Raw genomic sequence first — 25,035 nt, forward strand, 5'->3', positions numbered from 1 at the left:
AACCTTCAGTTTGAGTTAATTTCACATCTGCGCGCTAACGTTTCGTTAACATAGTTGCAAAAGTGCAACATCAGGTTTGCACCAAGACCTCACCCGAGGCAAGCGGAGAAGTGTCGAACGCGTCCGCCGCCAACAGCGCCGACGCTTGATTCCGCTTTGCCGGAACGGCAGCTGCCGCCGTCAGTTCCCGTAGCGCGAGGCGATGTCGCGAGACAGCGTCTCGCCTTCCTTCATGTAGCGGCTGATGGCTTCCGTCGCCGAGGCGGTGCATTGCGTATAACTGCCGCCGAAGGATCGGTAGCCGCGGTTGAAGCTGGCGATGAAGCGGGCGCGCCGCTCAGGGTTCGGATTTTCTGATGCGATCAGTTTTTCCATCTCGGCCCGCCACCGGTCGCCCTTCTCGCCGCATAGATTGCGCAGGAAATGCAACGAGCCGAGCACTTCCGCCAGCCGCAACAGCCCGGGCTCGAACGGCGCCTCGGCGGCAATGGCAGGACGCAAGCCGACAACCACACTAACGGCGAGGCAGGCGGCGAGAAACGGTGATGTGCGGTTCATGAGCCCTTGTGCTGAAACAATTTGTTGCCTGCAAGGCGATTCTCAAGCTCAGTTCGCGCCGCCCTTGCTGGTGGCCAGCAGGTCGTCGGCGATATCAAACACTGCATCGGCAAGCTGCATCGCTGTCATTTCGGCCAGTGTATAGAAGGCGGCGGTTTCGGCGTCGTCACTGGCCACCGCCTCGCCGCCGGCATAGTTGGCCCCAAACACCGTCAGCCGGTAGTCGACCGGATGCCCGTCGCCGCTGCCGTCGATGTGGATTTCCCGCAGCGGCCGGTAGTTGCGCGCCTGCAATCCGGTCTCTTCCAGCAATTCGCGCCTTGCTGCCTGTTCCAGCGTCTCGCCGGCTTCGACCTTGCCACCGGGAAAGGCATAAAGGCCCTGCGAGGGCGGTCTGGCCCGCTTGACCAGCAGCACCGTGTTCTCGCGCACGACGCAGACCGAGACTGCCGGAATGATCTTACGTGCTTCCATGGGTTCCCGATCGCTCGATTGGCATAGCCCGTTGTGGACCGGCCGTCGGCGAACAGCTTTAGCGGTTGCGAAAGGCAGGTTCCATGGTCACTTTCACATGTCACCCATTCGAGAGTTGAATTCATGTGCGGACGCTTTGCCTTGACCGCCACTCCGGACCAGACCGCCGCCCTTCTCGGTCTGGCGGAGTTGGAGGAGTTTCCGCCCCGCTACAATATCGCGCCGACGCAGCCGGTGCTGATGGCGCTCGCCGGATTGCCGCAGGCGCCGGGCTCGAACCTGCCCGACCGCCGCTCGATGCTGGTGCGCTGGGGCCTGATCCCGGCCTGGGTCAAGGATACGCGTAACTTCCCGCTGCTGTTCAACGCGCGTTCTGAGGGGGGCTTCGGAAAAGCCGTCGTTTCGCGCTGCCATGCGCCATCGCCGCGCCCTGGTACCGGCTTCGGGATTCTACGAATGGCACCAAACCGCTGGCAGAAGAGGGCAGCCCTATTGGATGCGGCCAAAGCATGGAGGGCTTGTCGCCTTCGCCGGGCTGATTGAGACGTATGCCGAGCCGGGTGGCTCGGAAATGGACACCGGCGCCATTCTGACCGCCCACGCCAATGCCGATACTGCCCATATCCACGACCGCATGCCGGTGGTGATCCATCCCGAGGATTTCGCGCGCTGGCTGGATTGCCGCACGCTCGAGCCGCGTGATGTGGCCGATCTGCTGAGACCCACCCGGCCCGATTTCTTCGAAGCGATCCCGGTTTCCGACCTCGTCAACAAGGTCGCCAATACCGGGCCGGAGATTCAGGAGAAGGGCGTCGTCGAGCCTGAGCCCGAGAAGGTCAAGCGCCAGAAGTCCGGCGCGAACGACAGTCAAATGACATTATTTTAGCGAAAGCTACTATTTCCAGGACACCGTGAGCGCCTCAATCTTCACCCGACGGCATTCTCAGGCAGCGCGTGGCGACACGATCTTCTGTGCCGGCTTCTTCTTCTTCGCGGTGTGCAGAAGAGCTGCGACGATTGCTGCCGGGCCGATCGCCCGGTAATGGCTGGCGAGCGCCGGTTGCTTGGCGCGGTTGGATTCTTGCTTAGGCATTATTCTCTTCCCTGGTAACGTCTTCGTGTCTGCGTTTGCTGGCCGAATCCGACCAAATCGTGACGCTTGCTGATCTAGCCGGCGAATGTTTCATGACAGTGCCGATCTGTTTAATAAAATGTTTCAGTGGCTCATTTCCTGTGAGCCAACGATATTTTTGGCGAAGGTAGCGACTTGACGGCAACACCGGGCAAGGCGATAAAGCCGGCCATGAAAACGTCTTTCGCCATTTGTGGCATTTGCATTATCGACTAGCCTCGCGCTGGTCCTGGACGTTTTCGCCTCATCTCCTCCCAGATTGGACAAACGCCCCGGCCAGCAGGCTGGAGCTCGATTTTGCGCCTCGGCGTGACCGACTCCATCCAGAGCACGATCCCAAAAGATCATGCTCAAACAAAGTAACGCACCGGAACGCACGTATGTCTGAAGCATCGAAGAGCCTGCGCCTCTACAACACGCTAACGCGGAGCAAGGAGGATTTCTTCCCGATCGATCCGCGCAACGTGCGCATGTATGTCTGCGGCCCGACGGTCTACGACTTCGCCCATATCGGCAATGCGCGGCCGGTGATCGTCTTCGACGTGCTGTTCCGTTTGCTGCGCCATCTCTACGGGCAAGCGCATGTCACTTACGTCCGCAACATCACCGACGTCGACGACAAGATCAACGCTCGCGCGCTGCGCGATTTCGGCGGCGAGATTGCCTTGGGCAAGCTGTCGCTGAACGAAGCGATCAGGCGGGTCACCGAAAAGACCGCCGATCAGTTCCACAAGGACGTGGCGGCGCTCGGTTGCCTGGAACCGACGGTCGAGCCGCGCGCCACCGAGTTCGTCGAGCCTAGGCCCGACGGCAAGGTCGACATGATCCTCTTGATTCAACGCTTGATCGAACGCGGCCATGCCTATGTCGCAGCTGGAGAAGTCCTGTTCGACACCGCTTCCATGCCGGACTACGGACAGTTGTCGAAGCGCAATCTCGACGAGCAGCAGGCAGGCGCCCGCGTCGCCGTCGATGCGCACAAGAAGAACCCGCAGGATTTCGTGCTGTGGAAATTGTCTTCGCCCGAGGAACCGGGCTGGGAGAGTCCGTGGGGCAGGGGTCGGCCGGGCTGGCACATCGAGTGCTCGGCGATGTCGGCCGCCTATCTCGGCGAGGTGTTCGACATCCATGGCGGTGGTCTCGACCTGATCTTTCCACACCACGAGAACGAGATCGCCCAGTCACGTTGCGCCCACGGCACCGAAACGATGGCCAAGGTGTGGATGCACAACGGTTTCCTGCAGGTCGAGGGCCAGAAGATGTCCAAGAGCCTGGGCAATTTCTATTCGATCACCGAACTGCTGGAGACGGAGACTTTTGGCGGCCGCAAATGGCCGGGCGAGGTGCTCAGGCTGGCGATGCTGATGACGCATTATCGCGAGCCGATCGACTTTTCCGTACGCAAGCTGGAAGAGGCGGAGAATACGCTGCGCAAATGGAAGCGAGCGGCCGATCTGGCGCCGCCAACGGCAAAATCGGTGCCGGCGGATGTGATCGAAGTGCTGTCGGATGACCTCGCCACCTATCCCGCATTCCAGTTGCTGACCCAGTTGGCTGGCGATGCTGTTGATTTCGACGCTGGTAGCAGCAACGCAGCCGCCGAAGACAACGATGCTGCCACTTTGCTGAAGGCATCGCTGCTGTTCCTCGGCTTCGACGTCGCAACAGCCAAGGTGGATGAAGACGCCATTGCCAAAGCGATCGCCAAACGCCTCGCGCTGATCGCCGCCAAGAACTGGGCCGAGGCCGACCGCATCCGCGACGAGTTGCTGGCGCAAGGCATCCAGTTGAAGGACGGCAAGGACCCTGTCACCGGCGAACGCATCACCACCTGGGAGGTAAAAAGATGATCGATCATCTCGGCATCACCGTTTTTGATTTCGACGTGTCGAAAGCTTTTTACGACAGGGCGATGGCGCCGCTTGGTGCCTCGCTGCTCTACATGGTGCCGCAGGAATATACCGGCGGCGCCAAGGTCGGCGGCTACGGCCGCGACCGGCCAGTGTTTTGGCTGCATGCCGGCAAGGACAAGCCGAAGGATCATCAACACGCCGCTTTCACGGCGCGCAGCCGTGCCGAGGTCGATGCCTTTCACGCGGCGGCAATCGCCGCCGGCGGCAAGGACAATGGCGGGCCGGGCCTGCGCCCGCACTATCATCCGAACTATTATGGCGCCTTCGTCTTCGATCCCGACGGCAACAATGTCGAGGCGGTCTGCCATGCTCCGGAGTAAAATGCGATGAGCCTTGACAACAGACCGGTGTATACGGGCGGCTGCCAGTGCGGCGCAGTGCGCTTCCGCGTCGAAGGCGCGCTCGGCGATGCCTCCGTCTGCCATTGCCGCATGTGCCAGAAGGCGAGCGGCAATTTTTACCTGCCGCTGGTGTCGGTGCGGGGCGCAGGACTCGACTGGACGCGCGGCGAGCCCAAACGCTTCCGCTCGTCCAATGCGGCGTTGCGCGGTTTCTGCGCCGAATGCGGCACGCCGCTGACCTTCGAAGCGCCCGACGGCGTGGCGCTCGCCATCGCCGCATTCGACCACCCCGAGGAGATCGCGCCGACGATCCAATGGGGTGTCGAAGCCAAGCTCCCCTATGTGGATCATGTCCGCGAATTGCCCGGTGAGGAAACGATGGCCGACGTCTCGTCTGCCTCCTATCTCGCCGACCTCGTCTCCTACCAACATCCCGACCATGACACCGAACAATGGCCGCCGGAGGAAAGATCATGACCGAAACCGTTCGTACCGGCGGCTGCCAGTGCGGCGCCGTGCGCTTCCGCATCCACGGCGCGCTCGGCCGCCCCTCGATCTGTCATTGCCGCATGTGCCAGAAACAGTTCGGCTCGTTTTTCGGCGCGCTTGTGACAGTGCCGAGCGACGGCGTCGAATGGCTGCGCGAGGAGCCGAGTTATTTTCAGTCGTCGGTCAACATCGATCGCGGCTTCTGCGCCCGCTGCGGCACGCCGCTGACCTACCGCCAGCCCGGCGCGCTCGAGATCGCCATCGGCGCCTTCGACGACCGTTCCGATCTGGCGCCGCAGATCCAGGTCAACTACGCCGCCAGGCTGCCTTGGGTGGAGACGATCTTCGACGCGCCAATCCACGACGATCCGGATTTCTACGCGCGACAGGAGTCAATCATCTCCTTCCAGCATCCCGATCACGAGACGGCCAACTGGCCGCACCAGGGCCTGAAACTATGAGCAGCGAATTCCGCACCCTCTATCCCGAGATCGAGGCTTTCGAGTCCGGCATGCTAGACGTTGGCGATGGCCATCAGGTCTATTGGGAGCGCTCCGGCACCCGCGGTGCCAAGCCGGCGGTATTCCTGCATGGCGGACCGGGCGGCACCATTTCGCCAAAGCACCGGCGGCTGTTCGATCCGACGCTGTACGATGTCATCCTGTTCGACCAGCGTGGCTGTGGAAAATCGACGCCCAATGCCTCGCTCGAAGCCAACACCACCTGGCATCTGGTCGCCGACATAGAGCGGCTGCGCGACATGTGCGGCTTCGACAAATGGCTGGTGTTCGGCGGCTCGTGGGGTTCGACGCTGGCGCTGGCCTATGCCGAGACACACCCCGAGCGGGTCAGCGAACTGGTCGTGCGCGGCATCTACACGCTGACCCGCGCCGAACTCGAATGGTACTACCAGTTCGGCGTCTCGGAGATGTTCCCCGACAAATGGGAGCGGTTTTTGGCGCCCATTCCGGAGGCTGAGCGCGGCGACATGATGGCCGCCTACCGCAAACGGCTGGTCGGTAGCGATCCTGTGGCGCAGGTCGAGGCCGCTCGCGCCTGGAGCCTGTGGGAGGGCGAGACGATCACTTTGCTGCCGGAACCGGAAACCAGCGGTCCCTTCGGCCAGGATGATTATGCCCTGGCCTTCGCCCGCATCGAGAACCACTATTTCGTCCATGCCGGCTGGCTGGAAGAGGGACAGCTGCTGCGTGATGCATGGAAGCTTAAGGATATACCGGGTAGCATCGTTCACGGCCGCTACGACATGCCGTGCCCGGCGCGCTATGCCTGGGCGCTGCACAAGGCGTGGCCGAAAGCGGATTTCCATCTGATCGAAGGTGCCGGCCACGCCTATTCGGAGCCGGGCATCCTCGACAGGCTGATCCGCGCAACGGACGTGTTTGCCGGGAAATGACGATGGCTCGCGAGCGCCTTTATCTGTTCGACACGACGCTGCGCGATGGTCAGCAGACGCCGGGTATCGACTTTTCCGTCGAGGACAAGATCGCCATCGCCAAGCTGCTCGACGAGTTCGGCATCGACTACGTCGAGGGCGGTTACCCTGGCGCCAATCCAACCGACACCGCCTTTTTCGCCGAGCGTCGCACGGCCGATGCCAAGTTCGTCGCCTTCGGCATGACCAAGCGGGCAGGAGTGTCGGCCTCGAACGACCCCGGCCTCACCGCGCTGGTCCAGTCGAAGTCGGATGCCATCTGCTTCGTCGCCAAGAGCTGGGACTACCATGTCCGCGTCGCGCTCGGCTGCACCAATGAGGAGAACCTCGAGGCGATCAAGGCCTCGGTCGAGGCGGCGCTCAGTGCCGGCAAGGAGGCGATGGTCGACTGCGAGCATTTCTTCGATGGCTTCAAGGCCAACCCCGATTATGCGCTGGCCTGCGCCAGGACGGCCTACGATGCCGGCGCGCGCTGGGTGGTTCTATGCGACACCAATGGCGGCACGCAGCCCTCCGAGGTGCGCGCCATCGTCGAAAAGGTGATCGCGGCCGGCATACCGGGCGACCATCTCGGCATCCACGCCCATGACGACACCGGCCAGGCGGTGGCGAATTCGCTTGCCGCCGTGGAGGCCGGCGTGCGCCATATCCAGGGCACGCTGAATGGCATAGGCGAGCGCTGCGGCAACGCCAATCTGATCTCGATCGTGCCGACATTGTCGTTGAAGCCTGCCTTTGCCGGCCGCTTTGCAACAGGCATTTCAGCGGAGGCGTTGACCGGTATATCGCGCTTGTCCCGCGCCTTCGACGAGTTGCTGAACCGTGCGCCGGAAGCGCAGGCCCCCTATGTCGGCGCCTCCGCATTCGCTACCAAGGCCGGCATCCATGCCTCGGCGCTGGCCAAGGAGCCGGCGACCTACGAGCATGTGCCGCCAGAGACTGTCGGCAACCGCCGCCGCGTCATGGTTTCGGACCAAGGCGGCAAGGCGAATTTCATGGCCGAGCTGAAACGGCGCGGCATCGACATGCCCCGGGACGACCATCGCCTCGACGCGCTGATCGCCGTGGTCAAGGAGCGTGAGGCGGAGGGCTACGCTTACGAAGGCGCCGACGCCAGCTTCGAGCTTCTGGCGCGCAAGATGCTGCATGGCGTGCCGGAATTCTTCCGCGTCACTTCATTCCGCTGCATGGTCGAGCGCCGCTTCGACGCCAACGGCCAGCTGAAGACGGTCTCGGAGGCGATTGTGAAAGTGCTGGTCGAGGGCGAGGAGAAGATGTCGGTCGCCGAAGGCCATGGCCCGGTCAACGCGCTCGACATTGCGCTGCGCAAGGATCTCGGCAAATTCCAGAGCGAGATCGCCGATCTTGAGCTGGCCGACTTCAAGGTGCGTATCCTCAATGGTGGCACCGAGGCGATTACCCGCGTGCTGATCGAATCGCATGACGGCACCGGTGCGCGCTGGTGGACGGTCGGCGTCTCCGAAAACATCATCGATGCTTCGTTCCAGGCGCTGATGGATTCGATCGTCTACAAGCTGATGAAGAACCGCGACATGGCCGGGCTGATCGCGGCGGAGTGAGGAAATGGGCTTCACGATAAGCTGGGTCGCATTCAATGGTCTGCCACTCGCGAAGGCAGCGCTGGCTTTCGGTCTGGCTCAGAGCGGACAATCGGACGAGGTTTTTGATTTTGACTACAATGGCGTGACGGTTGGTCAAAATTGGTCTGTCGTCATTTTTAACGACGTGAACATGGACCTGGTGGACGAGAAGCGCCTGGCTAACCTTTCGACGGGCAGGGACATTGTCGTCGTTCACAATATCGATACGGTCATGCTGCAATGGGCCGAACAGTGGCGCGACGGGCACGAAGTCTGGAGCATACGACACACCAGCGCAGACGGTGCGCGCAACCTGGAAGCGACAGGAAACCTTCCATCCTGTTTCGAGGAGATCCGCCGCGAGCGCTTCGCAGATCAGGATCGCGAGGACGCAGGTGCTGCCGCCATAGACTTTATCGCCGATATTCCGATCGAGGTGGCAGAATGCGTGACGGGCTTTCGTCACGACACCGTTGGAGCGGAATTCATGGAATTGGTGCCTGCGCCCGGCGAGACCAAATGACTGCGGGCTTCGCGCATTTCAATGAACTGGTGAAAACTCCGGGTTCTTGAACCATCAGCGAGACTCCATTGATCCATCAGAACTTTGCGATGGTCTTGCCGGGGCCGCTGGCGCATAGCCTTGGGCCATGGCTACCCAAGTACTTCAAATCGAGGCCGATACCAAAGCTCGTCGCGGCTTCTTGCTGGCGCTCGGCGCCTACCTGCTTTGGGGGCTGCTGCCCTTCTACATGAAGGCTGTCGCGCATCTGCCGCTGGCCGAAGTCATCGCCCACCGCATCGTCTGGTCGGTGCCGATCGCGGCCGCCGTCCTGGTCTGGGCGGGCCGCACTGCCGATTTCAAAGCGGCCGTTCGTTCGCCGCGCATCATTTCGATGGCGCTGCTGACGGCGGCGCTGATCTCGGTCAACTGGGGCATCTATGTCTGGGCGATCGCGGTCGACCGCACGATCGAGACCGCGCTTGGCTATTACATCAACCCGCTGGTCAGCGTCGTTGTCGGCGCGCTGCTGCTCGGCGAACGGCTCGACCGCCTGCAGATCGCGGCGGTGGTGCTCGCGGCAATCGCCGTCGCGGTGCTAACCATCGACGCTGGCAAGCTGCCCTGGGTGTCGCTGGTGCTGGCCTTTTCCTTTGCCGCCTATGGCTTCTTCCGCAAGACGCTGCCAATTGGTCCAAGCCAGGGCTTCCTGCTCGAAGTGCTGCTACTGTCGGTGCCGGCGCTCGGCTACATCCTCTTCCTGATCGCCACAGGACAGGATCATTTCGTCTCCAGCTCCTTGAACGACACCGCCTTGCTGGTCGGCTGCGGACCGGTCACCGCCGTGCCGCTGCTGTTGTTTGCGTTCGGCGCCAGGCTGCTGCGCCTCTCCACCATCGGCATCATGCAATATATCGCGCCGACAATCGTCTTTTTGATCGCGGTGCTGATTTTCGGCGAACCCTTCGGCAGCGTTCAGGCCATCGCCTTCGGCCTGATCTGGGCGGCGCTGGCGATGTACTCCTGGTCGATGTTTTCTTCGGCGCGCAAGACCGTCGCCGCATCCGCTCGATCCGCGTAACGAAGAAAGGCGGCTGGCGGGCCTAATGCCGGCAGCCGCCTCTTTCACGGTCGCTCAGCGCTTCGGCCCGAAGCCTGGATAGGGCTGCAGCGGCACGACGGCGGCAATGTCCATCATGCCGGCCTTGACCAGCGGCAAGGTTGCGAGATGGCTGCGCACGTCGGCATCGCTGCCGGCCTCGAACATCATGCCGCTGCCGGGAATGTCGCCTCGATTCCACACCTGACGCACGGCGCCTTCGGCATAGAGCGTGCGGCGCTGCTCGGCCTCGCCGGGCAGCAGAGGCACGAAATCGGCGTCGGTGAACTTTTCGGTGTTGCGCACAAGAAGGGCAAAGAACTGCATCGGAATCTCCTGATGTTGGCCGTTGGAATGGCGAAAATATTCGCTTCGGCTGGCCAGACAGTCCAAGACTGATTAGGCTAAAGTTGAGACCTCACGGGACTTGAGCATCGGAGCAACAATGTTCGACCTGCGCCAGCTCCGCTATTTCATCACGGTGGCCGAAACCGGCAATGTCGGGCGTGCCGCCGAATTGCTCCACATCTCGCAGTCGCCGCTCAGCCGCCAGATCATGCAGCTGGAGCAGCAACTGGGCATCACATTATTCGAGAGGGCGAGGCAGCGTGTTCATCTCAATCCCGAAGGCCGCGCCTTTCTTACCGAGGCGCGTGCGCTGCTGGCCCATGCAAGACGGCTGGAGGAGCTCGGCCGCAATCTCGCCAGCGGTACGGTCGGCCGTCTCGCCATCGGCTATGTCGAAGGTGCGGTCCATGCCGGGCTTGTCGCTCGGATGCTGCGCCAGTTTCGCCGCGACCGGCCCGAATTTCATCTTCAACTGAAGGGCCAGCGTTCCGCCGCGCAGATCGAAGCGCTGCGCGAACGATCGCTCGATCTGGGCCTCGTCTACACGCCTCCTTCTGCCGACGATCCCGACATCGCCGCCTTGCTCATCATGCGCGAGCCTCTGGTTCTGGCGATGCCGGAAAGCGATCCATTGGCCGAAATCGCGGAGATACTGCCGCAGCAACTGGACGGACGCACCTGGATCACGGTGGTGCGCCAGCCTGACGACACCAACCGCAGCCAATTTCTCGCCGCCTGTGCGAAGGCCGGTTTCCTGCCCGACATAGCCTATGAGACGACCGATCCGTTGACGTCGTTGGGCTTGGTCAGCGCCGGGCTTGGGCTGGCGACGGTGCAGGCCAGCCTGCGGAGTGCCGCGCCGCCTCAGATCGTGTTTCGCGATCTGCCGTGGTTCGAACGCACCGTCTCGATCCATCTCGCCTGGCGACGTCAGGACAAGCGGGCGGTCATCGCGGACTTAAGGAAGGCAGTAGGGAAGGAGTTAATGAAGGAGTTAATAGTGAATAGTGAATAGTAAAGTACAACACCTTCCGAACCGGCGCGCGTGTCTATCCCTACTCCCTACTCACTCTACATTTTATCAATCACCGACTGCACGCCCTCCGTCGGTGCATCGACGGAGGATCCCGCCACCATGATGGCGGCTACGATCGCTTCCGGGTCCTCGACCACCAGCGGCTTGACCCGCTGCGCGGTGTGGATGAAGCCTTCCGTTGCCATGTGGTCGAGCAGCGCCAGCATCGGATCCCAGAACCCTCCGACGTTGCCGAAGACGATCGGCTTACGATGATGTCCGAGCTGCGCCCAAGTCATGATCTCGACGATCTCCTCGACGGTGCCGATGCCGCCGGGCAACGCCACAAAGGCGTCGGATTTCTCGAACATCCTGTGTTTGCGCTCGTGCATGTTGTCGGTGATGACGAGCTCGTCGAGCCGGTCAAGCGCGGTTTCGGTCGCCTCCCGGTTGATCAGAAAACGTGGAATTATGCCCGTTACCTTGCCGCCGGCCTTTAATGCCCCTTCAGCGACGGCACCCATGATACCTTTAGTGCCGCCGCCATAAATCAGACGCAGGCCGGACTTGGCGATCGAGCGGCCAAGCAGGTGTCCGGCCTTGATATAGGTTTCATCTCGGCCCGGGGACGAGCCGCAATAGACGCAGACAGATCGAATCGTGTTCATGTTATGATTGGTGATAGGGACTATTGGCATGGTCAAGCCCCGGAGCGGGCTTTTTCTTGTCGGCTTTGGCAAAACAGGCTAGACCGAAATTAGGTGGCTAAGGGGCAGGGAAACATGGCAATTAATCCGTTGAAGGCGTTTTTGTTCGCGGCTGGCGGCTCCGTCGCTGCGGCGGGAACCGCCTATGTATCGGGCGCACTCGACCCGTATCTCAATTCTACCCCGCCTGCGGAAGTCGCGGCGCTGACGCCGCCGGTTTCGAAACCGGTCGCTCCGGCAACCGAGGGGCGGCTGCCGTCTGCGCCCGCCGCGTCCACCGATGCGGCGACGCCCGCCGCGCCGGCCGCTGCAGGTGCGATCGTGCCGACCTTCGACATCGTGCGCGTCGAAAGCAACGGCTCGATCGTCGTCGCCGGCAATGCAGCGCCCAACGCCAAGGTCGAGATTCTCAACGGTTCGACTGTGCTCGGCTCGACGGTCGCCGGTCCCGACGGCGCCTTTGCCATTATTCTCGACGATCCGCTGAAGCCCGGCGACTATACGATCACGCTTCGCTCTACGGCCGACAATGTCGTGACCGCCTCGGCGCAGACCGCCGTCGTTTCGATTCCCCAGAATTCCACCGGTCAAGTGCTGGCAATGGTCGAGGAGCCGGGAAAGCCGTCCGAACTGCTCACTGTTCCTGCCCCTGAGGCAAAATCTGACGCCTCGCCGCCAACCGGCGAACAGGCGGCCGTTCAGCCACCCGCCACCGGCACCGAATTGCCGGCTGCCGCAGCGCCGACCGCCCCGGCGGCTGATGTTCCAGCAGCGCCTGCTTCTGCCGCGCCGGCCGCTGTTGAAGCCGCACCGGCTCCGGCAGCGCCCGCCACACCGGCAGCGCCTGCTACTTCCACGGCGGAGCCCAAGGTCGTCGTCGAAGCCGTCGAAATCGACGGCAACAAGATTTTCGTTGCCGGGGTCGCCGATCCCGGCCGCAAGGTGCGCGCCTATGCCAATGATATCCTGCTCGGCGACGCGAAGACCTCGCCCGACCGCCACTTCCTGGTCGAAGCGACACGCGACGTCCCGGTCGGCACCTACACCATCCATGTCGACGCGCTCGACGCCGACGGGGTGACGGTGGTGGCTCGTGCCGCCGTGCCGTTCGAACGCGAGCCGGGCGAGGCGGTTGCCGCCGTCGCACCCGCCGAGCCAAAGCCTGCCGAGGTAAAACCAGCCGAGCCGAACGCTCCGGCCACCGAAGCCGCACCGGCGACAGCCGCCGAAACGCCCGCAACTGCCCCCATTCCTGCCACCGAGGCCCCGGCCGAAATGGCCGTCGCGACGCCTCCGGGCGAAGCTCCCGAGACCGTGGGCCCCAAGCTCGAACATGCCAATGGCGCAGTCATCATCCGCCGCCACGACACGCTGTGGCGGATTTCGCGGCGGGTCTATGGCCAGGGCATGCGCTACTCGACCATCTATCTCGCCAACCAGGACCAGATCAGCAATCCGAACCGCATCTGGCCGGGGCAGGTGTTCAAGGTGCCGGAGAAATCGAAAGAAGGCGAGCCCGCCGATCTCAAGGCAATGGGCGACCAGATGACGACGGCGCCAGTCAAGACTGAGTAGCCGTTCTGCCCATCAGGATAGCTTGCGGCAGGGCCAGTCATCGTTTATCGCCGATGGACGATGACTGAATCCTCTCTCGTAACGGACCGACGCCGCGCGGCAGATGAACACGCGCCGGCCAACTGCACGCCGGCCAACTGTACGCCGGATAGCCGCTCCGTCGCTGTCCGGCTCGCGGCCCTTTCGCATCCGGCGCGGATCGAAATTCTCAAACACCTTTCCGCAAGCCGTTCCTGCTGCTGTCGCGAGGTCGTCGAGCATCTCGACCTGGCGCAGTCCACCGTTTCCCAGCATTTGAAGATTCTGGTCGAAGCCGGGCTTATCCGCTTCGAGCCTGACCGCCAGCGCTCGCGCTATGAGCTCGACCGTGCTGCGCTCGCCGATGTTTCCGCGTCGCTGGCCGCGCTGGTCGATTCCTGCTGCTCCGGCCGCTAAGATATAAAAAGGTAAACAAGAATGGCCGAGAAAACCGTTTCCGCCGATTCCGGCTCGACCTTCAGAACGTTGCGCAATCTCTGGCCCTATATGTGGCCGGCCGACCGCGCCGACCTGAGGGCGCGGGTGGTGTGGGCAACCGTGCTGCTGGTTGCCGCCAAGCTGACCCTGGTGGCCGGACCCTATTTCTTCAAATGGGCGACCGACGCACTGGCCGGCGACGCCAAATCTCCGCCGCCGCTGCCGGCCTTCCTGCTGGCGCCGGTCATGCTGGTCGTCGCCTACAATGCCGTGCGGCTGGTGCAGCTCGGCTTCAACCAGTTGCGCGACGCCCTGTTTGCACGGGTCGGCCAGCATGCCGTGCGCCGGCTCGCCTTCCGCACCTTCGTACACATGCATGAATTGTCACTGCGCTTCCACCTCGAACGGCGCACCGGCGGCCTGTCGCGTGTCATCGAGCGCGGCACCAAGGGCATCGAGACGATCGTCCGCTTCACCATGCTGGCGACGGCGCCGACGATTGTCGAATTCGCGCTCACCGCCGGCATCTTCGCCGTCACCTATGGCTGGCTTTACGTGCTGGTGATCGCGGTCACGGTCTGGCTCTATGTCTGGTTCACCGTCAGGGCGAGCGATTGGCGTATTTCGATCCGCCGAGAGATGAACGACAGCGATAATGAAGCCAGCACGAAGGCGATCGATTCGCTGCTTAACTACGAAACAGTCAAATATTTCAACAACGAAGCCATGGAGGCCGAGCGCTTCGACCGTTCCACGGCGCGCTATGAGGTGGCGGCGACCAGGACCTGGACCTCGCTTGGCTGGCTGAACTTCGGCCAAGGCGTGATCTTCGGCATCGGCATGACCGTCGTCATGGTGCTGTCGGCGCTCGAGGTGAAGGCAGGCACGCAGAGCGTCGGCGATTTCGTCTTCGTCAACGCCATGCTCATGCAGCTTTCGGTGCCGCTGAATTTCATCGGCATGATCTACCGCGAAATTCGCCAGGGCCTGACCGACATCGAAAACATGTTCGATCTGCTCGACGTCAAGCGCGAGATCGTCGATCGGGCGGGCGCCAAGCCACTGGTCGTCGATGCCGGCAAGGTCGAGTTCCGTGACGTGCATTTTTCCTACGACCCCAACCGCAAGATCCTGAAGGGCATCAGCTTCGAGGTGCCGGCCGGCAAGACGGTGGCCATCGTCGGCCCCTCCGGAGCCGGAAAGTCGACCATTTCGCGGCTTTTGTTTCGTTTCTACGACATTCAGCGCGGCAAGATTCTGATCGACGGCCAGGACATTCGCGACGTCAAGCAGGAGAGCTTGCGCGCCGCCATCGGCATGGTGCCGCAGGACACGGTGCTGTTTAACGACACCATCGCCTACAACATCCGCTACGGCCGCATCGGCGCCAGCGAGGAGGATGTGCGCAAGGCGGCAGAACTGGCCCAGATCGGACCGTTCATCGAGCGGCTGCCCGACGGCTATCGCTCAATGGTGGGCGAGCGCGGGCTGAAACTGTCCGGCGGCGAGAAGCAGCGGGTGGCGATTGCCCGCACCATCTTGAAGGCACCGCCGATCCTGATGCTCGACGAGGCGACCTCGGCGCTGGACAGCCACACCGAGCAGGAGATCCAGGCGGCACTGGACCTGGTCAGCCAGGGCCGCACCACCCTCGTCATCGCCCATCGACTGTCTACAGTGATTTCGGCCGACGAGATCATCGTCCTGCAGGACGGCCAGATCGCCGAGCGCGGCACCCATGCCGCCTTGATGGCCAAGCGCGGCCTTTATGCATCGATGTGGGACCGGCAGCGCGAGGCAAGCGAGGCCGAGGAGCGGCTGCGCATTGCCCGCGAAAGCGACGAGTTCGGCGTCGTCGTCCGCCGCCGCACCTCGGAGGTGAGCTGAAATTCGTGCTTGACCTCAACTTAAGTTGAGATCGTAGGCCGTTTTGGATCGCAGCAAGATGCGTCGTTCAAAAACGGAGACAATCGATATGAATGGGATAAATCAGGCAGTTAGTGGCGGCAGCGTATTCCGGGTGGACAAGTTTGTCGTTCCGGCCAACGCTCGCGAGGAGATTCTTGCCAAGGTCCGGATGACGCATGAATTGCTGCGCCAGCAGCAAGGGTTCGTCCAGGATTTCCTGCTCGAGCAATTCTCGGGGCCGGGGGAGTTCAACCTCGTGACCATTGTCGAATGGGAAGGGCAGGCCGCTGTCGATAAGGTCGTGCCGATCATCAAGGCCGCGCATGAGCGCATCGGCTTCAATCCTCAGGAGACCATTGCGCGACTTGGCGTCAGGGCCGATATCGCTAATTACCAGCGGATTCCCGCGGTGTAAGCTCTCTATGGCCAGCCTGCTCCCGGCGCGGTAGCCTCGATGCTGAGCACCTGGCCGGTACGGGCATCGCTGATCATATGTTCGAAGCCGCGCCATTCGGCGGCCACGATGAACAGCGTTTTTCCCTCGCTGCCGCCGAGCATGCAGGCAAAACAGCCGCGATCGACGTCGACGCTTTCGAGCATTGTGCCGCCCTCGCGCACCCGCACGCAATGCCTGTTCGGAACGTCGGTGTACCAGGCGGCACCTTCGGCATCGAGGCAGATGCCGTCGGGAAAACCGTTGCCAAGATTGGCCCAGACTCTCCGATTGGAAAGGTGGCCATCGGCAGCGATGTCGAAGGCGGTCAGCCGGTTGGCGTGGGATTCGGCAACGACAAGCGTCTTGTTGTCGGGCGTCACTGCCATGCCATTGGCGAAGGCGAGATTCTCAGCCACCTGCCGAGCCGAGCCGTCCGGTGTAACCAGCACGATGGTGCCGGGGCCGAAATGCTGGCCGGAAGCCGGAGCCGGCCCACCACCATTGACGTAGATGTTGCCGCGCCCGTCGACGACGATCTCGTTCCATGGACACTTCGACAGATGTCTCAGACGGCATGGGTGACCAATGTCCCGTCAGCCTCCTGCCTGAGGATCAGCCCTTCGCGGCCGGACACGACAAGCAGCCGCCCGTCCGGCAGCCAGTCGATGGAGTAGGGCAGGGTGGCCGGCACGATGAGCGCGATCTCGCTGTTGCCTAGGGCGTCAATGGCGATGATCTGGCCTGTGCCCCAGTTGCAGAACCACAGCCGGCCATCGTGCCAGCGAGGCGACTCGCCAAAGGCCAGACCGTTCATCACCACTTGCGCTTGCCTGGCTGCTGATTTCTGCATGGGCCGAGAACCTCCGGGTTTGCGCAAATCGTCACGGCCGAAAGGCCGATGAGAGGCGCTGTCTTGCCAAGGACGGGCGTGGGGGCTTCGTGCCGACAATCGCAATCAACATATTTCCGGTTGACCACTTCGGCAGTCCGGATGCTGCCAAGGACGCCCCTGAGGCGGCACGACCGCCAACACCCGACCGCCTGATTGTCGCGTTGCGGCGAAGGGGTGTTTCCGCTATTGAGGCCGGACTTGGAACCAAGGTTGCCCTCATCCCATGAGCCTCGTTGACACGATCAAAAATGCGTTCGTTCCGATCCATCGCGAGGGTTATCCCTTTATCGCTGCGTTCGGCGCGGCGACGCTTTTTCTTGGCTATTTCTCCTCGACCCTGTTCTGGATCGGTCTCATTCTGACCGCGTGGTGCGCTTATTTCTTCCGCGATCCCGAGCGTGTCACGCCGATCGACGACCGGCTGGTTGTCAGCCCGGCGGACGGCATCGTCTCGGCCGTCGGCCCGGCCGTGCCGCCGCGCGAGCTTGGCCTCGGCGGCGGCGAAATGACCCGCATCTCGGTATTCATGAATGTCTTTTCCTGCCACGTGAACCGCGCCCCGGTGCGTGGCCGCATTTCCAGGATCGAGCATCGGCCAGGAAAATTCCTCAACGCCGAACTCGACAAGGCAAGCACCGAGAACGAACGCAACGGGCTGGTCATAGAGAGCCCCAACGGCACGGTGGCTGCGGTGCAGATCGCCGGCCTGGTGGCGCGGCGGATCGTCTGCTGGGCCGAGACCGGCGGCGCCATCGGCACCGGCGAGCGCTTCGGGCTGATCCGCTTTGGCTCGCGCGTGGACGTATTCCTGCCCTCGACGGCGACGCCGCGCGTTGCCGTCGGCCAGACGGCGGTAGGCGGTGAGACGGTGCTGGCGGAATTCGGCGGCGTTGCCGCAACGCCGCTCGTGCGGATCTCCTGACCGGTGGCCCCGCCGTTCAAGAAATTCGAGGCGCATGGCGGCGGCGGCCCGCGCATCCGTGAAATCCCGATGCGCATGGTGCTGCCCAATCTGGTCACCGTGCTTGCCATCTGCGCCGGCCTGTCCGGCATCCGCTTCGGCTTCGAAGGCCGCTTCGAGCCGGCGGTGGTGATGGTACTGCTCGCCGCCTTCCTCGATGGTATCGACGGCCGCCTGGCGCGAATGCTGAAGGCGACCTCCAAATTCGGCGCCCAGATGGATTCGCTGGCCGATATCGTCAATTTCGGCGTGGCACCGGCGCTAGTGCTTTATGCCTTTCTGCTCGACAGGGCAGGTTCGCCGGGTTGGATCGCGGCGCTGCTGTTTACCATCGCCTGTGGGATGAGGCTTGCCCGCTTCAACGTGCTCGACGAAGAGCTCGACCGTCCGCAGTGGCAAACCGAATATTTCGTTGGCGTGCCGGCGCCGGCGGGTGCGGTGCTGGTGATGCTGCCGCTCTATCTGTTCTTCCTCAGGCTTGGCCTTGAACCCAGCCGCCTGGCGGCCTTCATTGCCACCGGCTTTACAATATTGGTGGCGTTCCTGCTGGTCAGCCGACTGCCCGTCTATTCCGGCAAGAGCGTCAGGATACCGGGCGACAGAGTGCTGCCGATCATCCTCGCAGTCGTCCTCTACGTCCTGCTTTTGATGACCTATCCCTGGTATACGCTGACGGCTTCGGTTGCCGGCTATTTGCTGTTTTTGCCATTCAGCGTGCGCGCCTATTCCAGACGCGCCAAGCGCGAAGGCGAGAAGGTACCGTCCTCGGACATCGGCTGACAGATTTGGTGCCAATTTCGCACGCGGCGCTGTGGAACGCCCTTCAAAACCACGTTTTCGGAACTTGCTGGGCGCCTGACCGTTTGTGTCGGTAGGTCCGTTTGAGCGACTGCTCGTGATCGTCAACGTCGCGCAAGCTGCCGCATCGGGCCCAGAATCATCGGAATACGAGAAATGGCTGTCATCCTCATTGGCGCATTACTGACTGTCGCCGGCCTCGTATATATGGCGGTTGCAGCCATCATGCGCGGGCGGCTCAGTGAGCCGGCCGCTGTCTCCACCGCGCCGGATAGCCCGAGGCCCAATCTCGCAACACCAGGTCCGACTCTGGAGCCGCGGCGGCGCGGGCTCCGTTTTCTCGGCTTGTCACAGAATTGGCCGGGCCTGCTGATGATGGCCGTCGGCGTCATTCTGCTGTTATCGGTAGTGGTCCTCTAGAGTTTTGGAAAGGTCTGGAAAACCTCAGGCGGCAGCGCTCAGTCCCAGCCTCTCGAGCGCCAGCTTTCTTGTCGAGACATAGTCGGTCTTGCCCGAGCCCAGCACCGGGATTTCCTCGACCTTGACGATGTCGTTCGGTACCATCAGTTCGGCCGCCCCGGCCTTCTTGCCGAATTCGCGCAATTCGTCGGGATTGGCACTGTCGGCGGTGGTGACCAGGACGAGGCGCTCGCCGCGCCGTCTGTCCGGCACCGCCACCACGGCGTGATGCTCTTCCGGCCACAGCGACTGCACCAGCATCTCGACCGCACCAAGCGATACCATCTCGCCGGCGATCTTGGCGAAGCGCTTGGCGCGGCCGCGAATGGTGATGAAGCCCTCGCGATCGACCGAGACGATATCGCCGGTGTCGTGCCAGCCTTCGAGCGGCTGTAGCTCGCCCGGCCGATCGGCGGTCATGTAGCCCATCATCAGGTTCGGCCCGTCGAGCCACAGCCGGCCGGCGTCGCTAATGCCTTCGACCGGTTCGAGTTTCATGCGCATGGCCGGCAGCAGCCGCCCGACCGTGCCGTCGCGACCGTGGATGGCGGTGTTGACGGCAACCACCGGTGCGGCCTCGGTCAAGCCAAAACCTTCGATGATCTCGGCCTGGAAGCGTTCGCGATAAACCCGGCGCGTCTCCGGCTTCACCGCCTCGGCACCGGCGACGACAAAGCGCAGGCTGGAAAAATCGCCGTCCTTGGCGGTGCGGGCATAGTTGGCGAGGAACGTGTCGGTGCCGAACATCACCGTTGGCCGGACCTTGCGCGCCACCTCCGGAATAAGCTTGTAGTGGAGCGGTGAGGGGTAGAGGAACAGTTTTACGCCGGTGACCAGCGGCAAGATGGTGCCACCGGTCAGGCCGAACGAGTGGAACACCGGCAGCACGTTGAGCAGGATGTCGACCGGCGAGATGGTGATGCGGGCTTCGGCCTGCATGGCATTGGCAAGAAGGTTCCGGTGCGACAGCACAACTGCCTTGGGTGTGCCTTCCGAGCCGGAGGTGAACAGGATCACCGCCGGCTTGGCTGCATCCTGGCGCTGCAACGGCCATCGCCACAGCAAGGCGGCAGCGAGCTTGTCCAGCACGGTCACGCTTGCGCGAACATCCTCCAGCCACAGCAGTTTCGCTCCGCCCTTTTCCACCGCCTCGACTATGTCGGCGAGGTTGGCCTTTTCGACAAAGGCGCGTGAGGAGACCACGGTGCGGATCACCGCCGTGCGGATGGCGGCGGTGACGCTCGCTGGGCCGGCGGTATAGTTGATCATTGCTGCCACTCGCCCAGCCGACAAAACACCGACGAACGCCAGCACGAGGCCATTGGCGTTGGGCAGGAGCAGCCCAACCGCTTCGCTCGGCGCTGTCATTGCCTCGAAGCGGCGGCCCAAAACCCTGGCACCGATAAACATTTTCCGGTAGCTCAGCGCACCGCCGATGATGTCTTCGATAATTGGGTGCGAAGCGCCGACACGGTCGGCGGCGTCACGCATGGCAAGGAACAGCCCTCGGTCGAGATCACTGCCAAAAAGCCTGGCCTCGGCGAAGCGATCGAACAGCGCATTGGTATTGGAGGCCTGATTGGGGTTCCGCGCCACCAGCTCGGCGATGGTCATCGGCTGCAGCGCGCTGATCGACAGCTGCGGGAACCAGTGGCGCGGCGCCTTGTCTGCCGGCGTCAGCGACGCCGGCAGGCTGCGCGCGCCGGCAACGAAGATCGGCACGATGCGAGCGTCGGCCTGCATGGCGATACGGGTGATGGCGCGGAACAACCGAAACGACTTGACGTCGGGCTCGACCGCATTCGGCAGGTAAACGGCGAGCCGGCCCTTGCCCTTCAGCACCCGCACCAGTCTGCGGCTGACGAAGACATGCTCGGCGTTGAAGGCGATGGTGCGGCCAAGCTCGCGCCATGGTTCCAGCCAAGGCGATCTGGCCGAAGCCGGGTCGAGGATGTGCAGCGTGTCCTCCGGCAGCAGCGACAGCATCAGCGCCGGCTCGAGGCGCGACTGATGCCAGACGACGTAGATGATCGGGGCCGCCGACTTGCGGGCAATCTTGATGCGCTCGTCGTTGATGCGGTAGGCGAGCTTGAACGGCACGTAGAGCAGCGCCTGGCTCAAGCGCAGGCCGAGGCGGAACTTCTCCACCACGCCGATCAGCAGCCAGGCCGTGACAAGACCCGCAAGCAGCGCCAGTGTCAGGATCATCGCCGCATCTCCCAACAATCTCACGTCGCGGCTCTTCAGTGGCCGCTTCGGGTGAGAACCTAGCCGAAGTTGGATCAACGTCAATGCGGCTTCATTTTTCCGTCTCTCCTGCTATCAGTGGGCTCGGCTGCCTTCTCCACAAATCGCAGCTACGCCGCCTTCATCCTCCCGCTTATGAAGCGGAATTCCTGCGTCTTGCCGCCAAAGCCATACGCGGCCGCTGGCACTTCGTGCACGAGGGCATAGCTTTCCTCATGGATCTTGCCTAGCAGCCGGCCGAATGCGGCAAAAATTGCCTGGAGATAGGCCTCCAGTTCGAGCTTGGTGTTGGTGCCGTCGACGACCTTGATGTCGAGCCAAGCCGTGTTGGCGCCGTGCTGGGCCAGCGACTTGCCGCCGGCGAACCAGTGCTCGGGGTCGAGATAGGAAATCGCGACAGCTGTGATCGTCGCGTCCTTGCGCAGATGCGTGGCCGTCAGTTCGGTCACCTCCTTGGCAATAGCGGCGGACAAAGCGGCATCGGGCTTGCCGGTAACGCTGACGTTGATGATCGGCATGTTTCTTCTCCTCGGTTTCAAGCGGCGTCTCTTCGCCGTCGAGAAAATCATGCCATCGTCCTTGCGTCAGAAAAATCGAATTGTTTTTGATAAATACTTTGATATTGTCGAACTATGCAGGCGCTCGATCCCGACCTCCTCAAAACTTTCCTCGCTTTCGTCGATAGCGGCTCGCTGGCGCAGGCTGCGTCGATCGTCGGCCGCTCGCCGTCGGCGGTGACCGCGCAGATGCAGCGGCTGGAGGATGTAGTCGGCGAACCGCTGCTGGTGCCGCAGGGGCGAGGGCGTGGCCTGACGCCGGCGGGCGAGGATCTGGTCGGCCACGCGCGGCGCATTCTTGCTGCGCACCGCGAGGCGTGGCTGGCCCTCAAAGGGGCGCATGCCGATGGGCGCGTCGCCATCGGCACGACGCAGGATTTCGCCGACAGCGGCTTGCCGCAGCTTCTCAGGGCCTTCGCTGTCAGCCATCCGCGCGTCAGGATCGAATTGCGCGTCGGCCGCTCCGCCGAACTGGCGCAGGCTTTGCAAGCCGGCACCCTTGATCTGGCCATTGCCATGCGACAGGCGCCGACGCGGGACGAAGTCGGCGTGCTCAAAGAGCCAATGATCTGGCTTTGCTCACAAAACGGCTTGGCCACCCGCCAAGAGGAATTGCCCTTGGCGCTGCTCGATCCCCATTGCGGGTTTCGCGATGCAGCGACCAGTGCACTGGATGCGGCCGGCCGCCGCTATCGCATTGCTGCCGGCAGTGCCAGCCTTGCCGGCCTGCGTACGGCGGTACACGCTGGCATCGCTTTGACGTTGAGGACGGCGCGCTTCGCTCATTCCGGCATCGTCGAGGCGCCGCGCGATCTTGATCTGCCGCCGGTGCCGGTCGCCGAATTCGCCATCCGCTTGCGTGAGGATGCCGACCGGCCGGCGCAGGATCTGGCCGCGTTGTTCAGCGGCAACCTGGGCTTGGCCAGTTGAGTCAGCAAAGAAAAAGCCGACCTTGCGGTCGGCTTCTGAGTAGGACGGGCCGAGGGGTTTGGGGGGACTTGGGGGTGGCCCGTCGCAGCCATAATGCCTGAGCCCGATGATGGTTCCATGACTTTTCAAATTTATTTTCAGGCACGGATTTCGCGTGATCGGACCTCCAACTCGCCCTCGGGCGTGGCGAGGATTTTGGTCATGCATCCGCTGCGCGCTGCCTGGCCATCAGCCAGTCACGGCCGGCGTGAGCGAACACGGCGCAAAGCACGATTGCGCCGCCGACCATGCTGGCTGCCGGCGGGATTTCCGCCAGGAACAGGAAGGCGAACAGGATCGCGAATGGCACTTCGGCCGAACCCAGCAGTCCGGACTCGGCCGCCGGAATGAGCCGGGCGCCCTCCGTCCACAGGATCGAGGCAAGCGCGAACGAGGAGCCGAAGGTGGCTAGAAGCAATGCGTCCCTGGCCGAGACGGCCAGCGGATCGGTGACGAACCAGCCGAGCACGAACAAAAGGAATGCCGACACCGCACCCGCCCACACCACCGGCGTATCGCGGAAGGTGCGCACCATGATCATGTAGAGGGCGCTGCCGATCGTCATCAGCAGCGCCAGCCCGTCCCCGAACAGATGGCCGGTGCCGAAGCCCGACCAGACCATGATCGCCACCCCGCATAGTGACACGGCAGCGGCAGCAAGCGTCTGCAGCCGGAACGGTTCGCGGACCAACAGGAGGGCCAGCAGCGCGGTGACGAAAGGGGCGGTGGCGTAGATGATGGCGACATTGGCGACAAAGGTGAACTTGAACGCCGAGATGAAGGCGATGCTGGCGAGCGCGCCCTCGATCGCCAGCAGCCAGCCGCGCCAGCCGAGCCGCAGGCTGTCGCGACCGCCGGAGCGCTGGCGGCGCCATAGCACATAGAGGCTGATCAGGATCGAGCCGACGAAGCCGCGCCAGCAGGTAATGGTCAGCGGGTCGGAATGGATCGATTTGGTCAGCACGCCGGTGAGGCCGAAGACGGCCGCCGACGCCGAGACCAGGATGATGCCAAGGGTACGTTCGCGGGCGCTTTCCACTGTGCCTGACATGTCCAGCGATTCCGTCATTTCACCAGCCTACGCTGCCCCGTCCTGACACCATAGTGTCAGCTTGATCGAGGCGTCGTGCATCGAAACAGCAGACCGGCAGCCCAGGTGAACAGGCTGCCGGCGAAGCCCTTTCGCGGGTTTCCAGGATGGCGATATCGGCCATATGTCCGGCGGCCCTACGAATGTGTTGCGAGAGAGGGTGTGAAGGCGTTGGATGCTCCCCGTATCGTCAGGCTATACGGGGCGAAACCCTGCCAAGCGCTACGCCAGCGGGGACTTGCGTTTGGGGCAGGCGACACCGCCGTTAGGCAGCGAAGCCAGGCAACTATGGGAGGGAAATGAAATGGACGCGATCGCATTGAAGGCCATACAGGCGCCGCTGAAGGAGGCCTATCGCGACGACGCCTCGCGCGCGCTGATTACTCTCCGCGCCAAAGGCTCGATCGACGACCAATCGATCGCCTGCAAGGTCGAGACAGGCAGGGCGATCGCCATTGCCGGGCTGCATCCGGCGACCGGCGGCACCGGGCTCGAACTCTGCTCCGGCGACATGCTGCTGGAGGCGCTGGTGGCTTGCGCCGGCGTCACGCTGAAGGCGGTGGCCACGGCGCTGGAATTCAAGCTTGGGGCCGCCACGGTGGAAGCCGAAGGCGATCTCGACTTTCGCGGCACGCTTGGCGTGGCGAGGGATGCGCCGGTTGGCTTCCGCGCCATCCGGCTGACATTCGGCCTCGACACCGACGAGCCGCAGGAGCGCATCGATGCGCTGATCAAGTTGACCGAGCGCTACTGCGTGGTGCTCCAGACCATCAGCCAGAAGCCCGAATTGACGGTAAGCGCGGGACGCTGATGTGCCAATCTCTCCCCTTGAGGGGGAGATGCCCGGCAGGGCAGAGGGGGTTGGTCCGACGGGGCTCGGCCTGCTGCGGCAGATGGAGGCTGGCGCTCCACGCGTGGCGACCCCCTCTGGCCTGCCGGCTTTGCAAAAACTTGGCATCTCCCCCTCAAGGGCAGGGCTATCGCATATGAGTGATGGCATTGATGAGATAGTCGTCGTTCCAGGCGCATTTCTTGATGCGATGGCTGATGGGAAC

26 protein-coding genes and 2 pseudogenes are annotated in these 25,035 nt (G+C 63.0%); 19 read left to right on the plus strand and 9 right to left on the minus strand.

The window, feature by feature from the left end; genetic code table 11:
- Nucleotides 1-180: 180 nt before the first annotated feature.
- The gene (locus tag NKH29_RS29970) at nucleotides 181-558 is read right to left on the minus strand and encodes a TIGR02301 family protein (RefSeq protein WP_023719865.1); all 378 of its coding nucleotides are present in this window, start codon (nucleotides 556-558) and stop codon (nucleotides 181-183) included.
- 48 nt (nucleotides 559-606) lie between these two features.
- The gene (locus tag NKH29_RS29975; RefSeq protein ID WP_352481843.1) at nucleotides 607-1,032 is read right to left on the minus strand and encodes an NUDIX hydrolase; all 426 of its coding nucleotides are present in this window, start codon (nucleotides 1,030-1,032) and stop codon (nucleotides 607-609) included.
- A gap of 123 nt (nucleotides 1,033-1,155) precedes the next feature.
- Between NKH29_RS29975 and NKH29_RS29980 the strand changes: the two are divergent.
- A pseudogene (locus NKH29_RS29980) lies at nucleotides 1,156-1,918 on the plus strand (SOS response-associated peptidase).
- A 57-nt stretch (nucleotides 1,919-1,975) separates the two neighbouring features.
- On the opposite strand, the gene NKH29_RS29985 reads toward NKH29_RS29980, so the two are convergent.
- Nucleotides 1,976-2,125 (minus strand): hypothetical protein, encoded by a 150-nt coding sequence (locus NKH29_RS29985; RefSeq protein WP_023677745.1) that lies wholly within the window; start codon nucleotides 2,123-2,125, stop codon nucleotides 1,976-1,978.
- Nucleotides 2,126-2,544: 419 nt separating this feature from the next.
- Between NKH29_RS29985 and cysS the strand changes: the two genes are divergently transcribed.
- The 8 genes from cysS (at nucleotide 2,545) to rarD (ending at nucleotide 9,544) form a co-directional block, all read left to right on the plus strand.
- Complete coding sequence (cysS, locus tag NKH29_RS29990; protein ID WP_352494858.1) at nucleotides 2,545-4,014, plus strand: cysteine--tRNA ligase; 1,470 nt, start codon at nucleotides 2,545-2,547, stop codon at nucleotides 4,012-4,014.
- A complete protein-coding gene (locus NKH29_RS29995; protein ID WP_353001231.1) occupies nucleotides 4,011-4,397 on the plus strand; it encodes a VOC family protein in 387 nt (128 codons plus the stop codon). The genes cysS and NKH29_RS29995 overlap by 4 nt, the downstream gene beginning before the upstream one ends.
- 6 nt (nucleotides 4,398-4,403) lie before the next feature.
- Nucleotides 4,404-4,895 carry a GFA family protein gene (locus tag NKH29_RS30000; protein WP_353001232.1) on the plus strand — a complete coding sequence of 164 codons (492 nt, stop codon included), beginning with the start codon at nucleotides 4,404-4,406 and terminating at the stop codon, nucleotides 4,893-4,895.
- On the plus strand, nucleotides 4,892-5,368 hold the full coding sequence (locus NKH29_RS30005; RefSeq protein WP_023719860.1) for a GFA family protein: 477 nt from the start codon (nucleotides 4,892-4,894) through the stop codon (nucleotides 5,366-5,368). Before NKH29_RS30000 ends, NKH29_RS30005 begins: the two co-directional genes overlap by 4 nt.
- Complete coding sequence (pip, locus tag NKH29_RS30010; RefSeq protein WP_023719859.1) at nucleotides 5,365-6,321, plus strand: prolyl aminopeptidase; 957 nt, start codon at nucleotides 5,365-5,367, stop codon at nucleotides 6,319-6,321. The genes NKH29_RS30005 and pip overlap by 4 nt, the downstream gene beginning before the upstream one ends.
- Entirely contained in the window at nucleotides 6,318-7,940 is a 1,623-nt protein-coding gene (cimA, locus tag NKH29_RS30015) for a citramalate synthase (protein ID WP_198030508.1), read from the plus strand. Before pip ends, cimA begins: the two co-directional genes overlap by 4 nt.
- A gap of 4 nt (nucleotides 7,941-7,944) precedes the next feature.
- Nucleotides 7,945-8,484, plus strand: a complete 540-nt coding sequence (locus tag NKH29_RS30020; RefSeq protein ID WP_051409686.1) for a hypothetical protein — start codon at nucleotides 7,945-7,947, stop codon at nucleotides 8,482-8,484.
- A gap of 127 nt (nucleotides 8,485-8,611) precedes the next feature.
- A complete protein-coding gene (rarD, locus tag NKH29_RS30025; RefSeq protein ID WP_353001233.1) occupies nucleotides 8,612-9,544 on the plus strand; it encodes an EamA family transporter RarD in 933 nt (310 codons plus the stop codon).
- Between the two features lie 54 nt (nucleotides 9,545-9,598).
- On the opposite strand, the gene NKH29_RS30030 is transcribed toward rarD, so the two are convergent.
- Nucleotides 9,599-9,889, minus strand: a complete 291-nt coding sequence (locus tag NKH29_RS30030; protein WP_353001234.1) for a muconolactone Delta-isomerase family protein — start codon at nucleotides 9,887-9,889, stop codon at nucleotides 9,599-9,601.
- Nucleotides 9,890-10,007: 118 nt separating this feature from the next.
- Here NKH29_RS30030 and NKH29_RS30035 point away from each other — a divergent pair, with 118 nt between their 5' ends.
- Nucleotides 10,008-10,925 (plus strand): LysR family transcriptional regulator, encoded by a 918-nt coding sequence (locus NKH29_RS30035; RefSeq protein ID WP_352481839.1) that lies wholly within the window; start codon nucleotides 10,008-10,010, stop codon nucleotides 10,923-10,925.
- A 56-nt stretch (nucleotides 10,926-10,981) separates the two neighbouring features.
- On the opposite strand, the gene NKH29_RS30040 is transcribed toward NKH29_RS30035, so the two are convergent.
- A complete protein-coding gene (locus tag NKH29_RS30040) occupies nucleotides 10,982-11,593 on the minus strand; it encodes an LOG family protein (RefSeq protein ID WP_023719853.1) in 612 nt (203 codons plus the stop codon).
- 114 nt (nucleotides 11,594-11,707) lie between these two features.
- On the opposite strand from NKH29_RS30040, the gene NKH29_RS30045 reads away from it, so the two are divergent.
- From NKH29_RS30045 to NKH29_RS30060, 4 genes are all read left to right on the plus strand, one after another.
- Nucleotides 11,708-13,207 carry a LysM peptidoglycan-binding domain-containing protein gene (locus NKH29_RS30045; protein WP_353001235.1) on the plus strand — a complete coding sequence of 500 codons (1,500 nt, stop codon included), beginning with the start codon at nucleotides 11,708-11,710 and terminating at the stop codon, nucleotides 13,205-13,207.
- A gap of 60 nt (nucleotides 13,208-13,267) precedes the next feature.
- Nucleotides 13,268-13,642, plus strand: a complete 375-nt coding sequence (locus NKH29_RS30050; protein ID WP_352494862.1) for an ArsR/SmtB family transcription factor — start codon at nucleotides 13,268-13,270, stop codon at nucleotides 13,640-13,642.
- A 21-nt stretch (nucleotides 13,643-13,663) separates the two neighbouring features.
- On the plus strand, nucleotides 13,664-15,550 hold the full coding sequence (locus NKH29_RS30055) for an ABCB family ABC transporter ATP-binding protein/permease (RefSeq protein ID WP_352814829.1): 1,887 nt from the start codon (nucleotides 13,664-13,666) through the stop codon (nucleotides 15,548-15,550).
- A gap of 88 nt (nucleotides 15,551-15,638) precedes the next feature.
- The gene (locus tag NKH29_RS30060; RefSeq protein ID WP_023719849.1) at nucleotides 15,639-15,986 is read left to right on the plus strand and encodes a hypothetical protein; all 348 of its coding nucleotides are present in this window, start codon (nucleotides 15,639-15,641) and stop codon (nucleotides 15,984-15,986) included.
- A gap of 5 nt (nucleotides 15,987-15,991) precedes the next feature.
- On the opposite strand, the pseudogene NKH29_RS30065 reads toward NKH29_RS30060, so the two are convergent.
- Nucleotides 15,992-16,857: pseudogene (locus NKH29_RS30065) on the minus strand (SMP-30/gluconolactonase/LRE family protein).
- A gap of 265 nt (nucleotides 16,858-17,122) precedes the next feature.
- Between NKH29_RS30065 and NKH29_RS30070 the strand changes: the two are divergent.
- From NKH29_RS30070 to NKH29_RS30080, 3 genes are all read left to right on the plus strand, one after another.
- Nucleotides 17,123-17,821: a phosphatidylserine decarboxylase gene (locus tag NKH29_RS30070; protein ID WP_023719847.1), complete on the plus strand. Its 699-nt coding sequence runs from the start codon at nucleotides 17,123-17,125 to the stop codon at nucleotides 17,819-17,821.
- 3 nt (nucleotides 17,822-17,824) lie between these two features.
- Nucleotides 17,825-18,640 carry a CDP-alcohol phosphatidyltransferase family protein gene (locus NKH29_RS30075; protein WP_023719846.1) on the plus strand — a complete coding sequence of 272 codons (816 nt, stop codon included), beginning with the start codon at nucleotides 17,825-17,827 and terminating at the stop codon, nucleotides 18,638-18,640.
- A gap of 174 nt (nucleotides 18,641-18,814) precedes the next feature.
- A complete protein-coding gene (locus NKH29_RS30080; RefSeq protein ID WP_023719845.1) occupies nucleotides 18,815-19,078 on the plus strand; it encodes a hypothetical protein in 264 nt (87 codons plus the stop codon).
- Between the two features lie 24 nt (nucleotides 19,079-19,102).
- On the opposite strand, the gene NKH29_RS30085 is transcribed toward NKH29_RS30080, so the two are convergent.
- Complete coding sequence (locus NKH29_RS30085; protein WP_352848718.1) at nucleotides 19,103-21,325, minus strand: AMP-binding protein; 2,223 nt, start codon at nucleotides 21,323-21,325, stop codon at nucleotides 19,103-19,105.
- Nucleotides 21,326-21,474: 149 nt separating this feature from the next.
- Nucleotides 21,475-21,882, minus strand: coding sequence for a tautomerase family protein (locus NKH29_RS30090; RefSeq protein WP_352481829.1), 408 nt, complete (start codon nucleotides 21,880-21,882; stop codon nucleotides 21,475-21,477).
- A gap of 114 nt (nucleotides 21,883-21,996) precedes the next feature.
- On the opposite strand from NKH29_RS30090, the gene NKH29_RS30095 reads away from it, so the two are divergent.
- Nucleotides 21,997-22,851: a LysR substrate-binding domain-containing protein gene (locus tag NKH29_RS30095; protein WP_352494864.1), complete on the plus strand. Its 855-nt coding sequence runs from the start codon at nucleotides 21,997-21,999 to the stop codon at nucleotides 22,849-22,851.
- Between the two features lie 199 nt (nucleotides 22,852-23,050).
- On the opposite strand, the gene NKH29_RS30100 is transcribed toward NKH29_RS30095, so the two are convergent.
- Nucleotides 23,051-23,959 carry a DMT family transporter gene (locus tag NKH29_RS30100; RefSeq protein WP_023719842.1) on the minus strand — a complete coding sequence of 303 codons (909 nt, stop codon included), beginning with the start codon at nucleotides 23,957-23,959 and terminating at the stop codon, nucleotides 23,051-23,053.
- Between the two features lie 325 nt (nucleotides 23,960-24,284).
- On the opposite strand from NKH29_RS30100, the gene NKH29_RS30105 reads away from it, so the two are divergent.
- Nucleotides 24,285-24,791, plus strand: a complete 507-nt coding sequence (locus NKH29_RS30105) for an OsmC family protein (RefSeq protein ID WP_352895206.1) — start codon at nucleotides 24,285-24,287, stop codon at nucleotides 24,789-24,791.
- Nucleotides 24,792-25,035 lie beyond the last annotated feature (244 nt).

The organism is Mesorhizobium sp. M1295 (assembly GCF_040318135.1).
Classification (GTDB): Bacteria; Pseudomonadota; Alphaproteobacteria; order Rhizobiales; family Rhizobiaceae; genus Mesorhizobium.

What these genes read in the sequence shown, in the direction of transcription:
- NKH29_RS29970 (WP_023719865.1), bottom strand. Translation starts at nt 558, where the DNA reads ATGAACCGCACATCACCGTTTCTCGCCGCCTGCCTCGCCGTTAGTGTG.
- NKH29_RS29975 (WP_352481843.1), bottom strand. Translation starts at nt 1,032, where the DNA reads ATGGAAGCACGTAAGATCATTCCGGCAGTCTCGGTCTGCGTCGTGCGC.
- NKH29_RS29985 (WP_023677745.1), bottom strand. Translation starts at nt 2,125, where the DNA reads ATGCCTAAGCAAGAATCCAACCGCGCCAAGCAACCGGCGCTCGCCAGC.
- cysS (WP_352494858.1), top strand. Translation starts at nt 2,545, where the DNA reads ATGTCTGAAGCATCGAAGAGCCTGCGCCTCTACAACACGCTAACGCGG.
- NKH29_RS29995 (WP_353001231.1), top strand. Translation starts at nt 4,011, where the DNA reads ATGATCGATCATCTCGGCATCACCGTTTTTGATTTCGACGTGTCGAAA.
- NKH29_RS30000 (WP_353001232.1), top strand. Translation starts at nt 4,404, where the DNA reads ATGAGCCTTGACAACAGACCGGTGTATACGGGCGGCTGCCAGTGCGGC.
- NKH29_RS30005 (WP_023719860.1), top strand. Translation starts at nt 4,892, where the DNA reads ATGACCGAAACCGTTCGTACCGGCGGCTGCCAGTGCGGCGCCGTGCGC.
- pip (WP_023719859.1), top strand. Translation starts at nt 5,365, where the DNA reads ATGAGCAGCGAATTCCGCACCCTCTATCCCGAGATCGAGGCTTTCGAG.
- cimA (WP_198030508.1), top strand. Translation starts at nt 6,318, where the DNA reads ATGACGATGGCTCGCGAGCGCCTTTATCTGTTCGACACGACGCTGCGC.
- NKH29_RS30020 (WP_051409686.1), top strand. Translation starts at nt 7,945, where the DNA reads ATGGGCTTCACGATAAGCTGGGTCGCATTCAATGGTCTGCCACTCGCG.
- rarD (WP_353001233.1), top strand. Translation starts at nt 8,612, where the DNA reads ATGGCTACCCAAGTACTTCAAATCGAGGCCGATACCAAAGCTCGTCGC.
- NKH29_RS30030 (WP_353001234.1), bottom strand. Translation starts at nt 9,889, where the DNA reads ATGCAGTTCTTTGCCCTTCTTGTGCGCAACACCGAAAAGTTCACCGAC.
- NKH29_RS30035 (WP_352481839.1), top strand. Translation starts at nt 10,008, where the DNA reads ATGTTCGACCTGCGCCAGCTCCGCTATTTCATCACGGTGGCCGAAACC.
- NKH29_RS30040 (WP_023719853.1), bottom strand. Translation starts at nt 11,593, where the DNA reads ATGAACACGATTCGATCTGTCTGCGTCTATTGCGGCTCGTCCCCGGGC.
- NKH29_RS30045 (WP_353001235.1), top strand. Translation starts at nt 11,708, where the DNA reads ATGGCAATTAATCCGTTGAAGGCGTTTTTGTTCGCGGCTGGCGGCTCC.
- NKH29_RS30050 (WP_352494862.1), top strand. Translation starts at nt 13,268, where the DNA reads ATGACTGAATCCTCTCTCGTAACGGACCGACGCCGCGCGGCAGATGAA.
- NKH29_RS30055 (WP_352814829.1), top strand. Translation starts at nt 13,664, where the DNA reads ATGGCCGAGAAAACCGTTTCCGCCGATTCCGGCTCGACCTTCAGAACG.
- NKH29_RS30060 (WP_023719849.1), top strand. Translation starts at nt 15,639, where the DNA reads ATGAATGGGATAAATCAGGCAGTTAGTGGCGGCAGCGTATTCCGGGTG.
- NKH29_RS30070 (WP_023719847.1), top strand. Translation starts at nt 17,123, where the DNA reads ATGAGCCTCGTTGACACGATCAAAAATGCGTTCGTTCCGATCCATCGC.
- NKH29_RS30080 (WP_023719845.1), top strand. Translation starts at nt 18,815, where the DNA reads ATGGCTGTCATCCTCATTGGCGCATTACTGACTGTCGCCGGCCTCGTA.
- NKH29_RS30085 (WP_352848718.1), bottom strand. Translation starts at nt 21,325, where the DNA reads ATGATCCTGACACTGGCGCTGCTTGCGGGTCTTGTCACGGCCTGGCTG.
- NKH29_RS30090 (WP_352481829.1), bottom strand. Translation starts at nt 21,882, where the DNA reads ATGCCGATCATCAACGTCAGCGTTACCGGCAAGCCCGATGCCGCTTTG.
- NKH29_RS30095 (WP_352494864.1), top strand. Translation starts at nt 21,997, where the DNA reads ATGCAGGCGCTCGATCCCGACCTCCTCAAAACTTTCCTCGCTTTCGTC.
- NKH29_RS30100 (WP_023719842.1), bottom strand. Translation starts at nt 23,959, where the DNA reads ATGACGGAATCGCTGGACATGTCAGGCACAGTGGAAAGCGCCCGCGAA.
- NKH29_RS30105 (WP_352895206.1), top strand. Translation starts at nt 24,285, where the DNA reads ATGGACGCGATCGCATTGAAGGCCATACAGGCGCCGCTGAAGGAGGCC.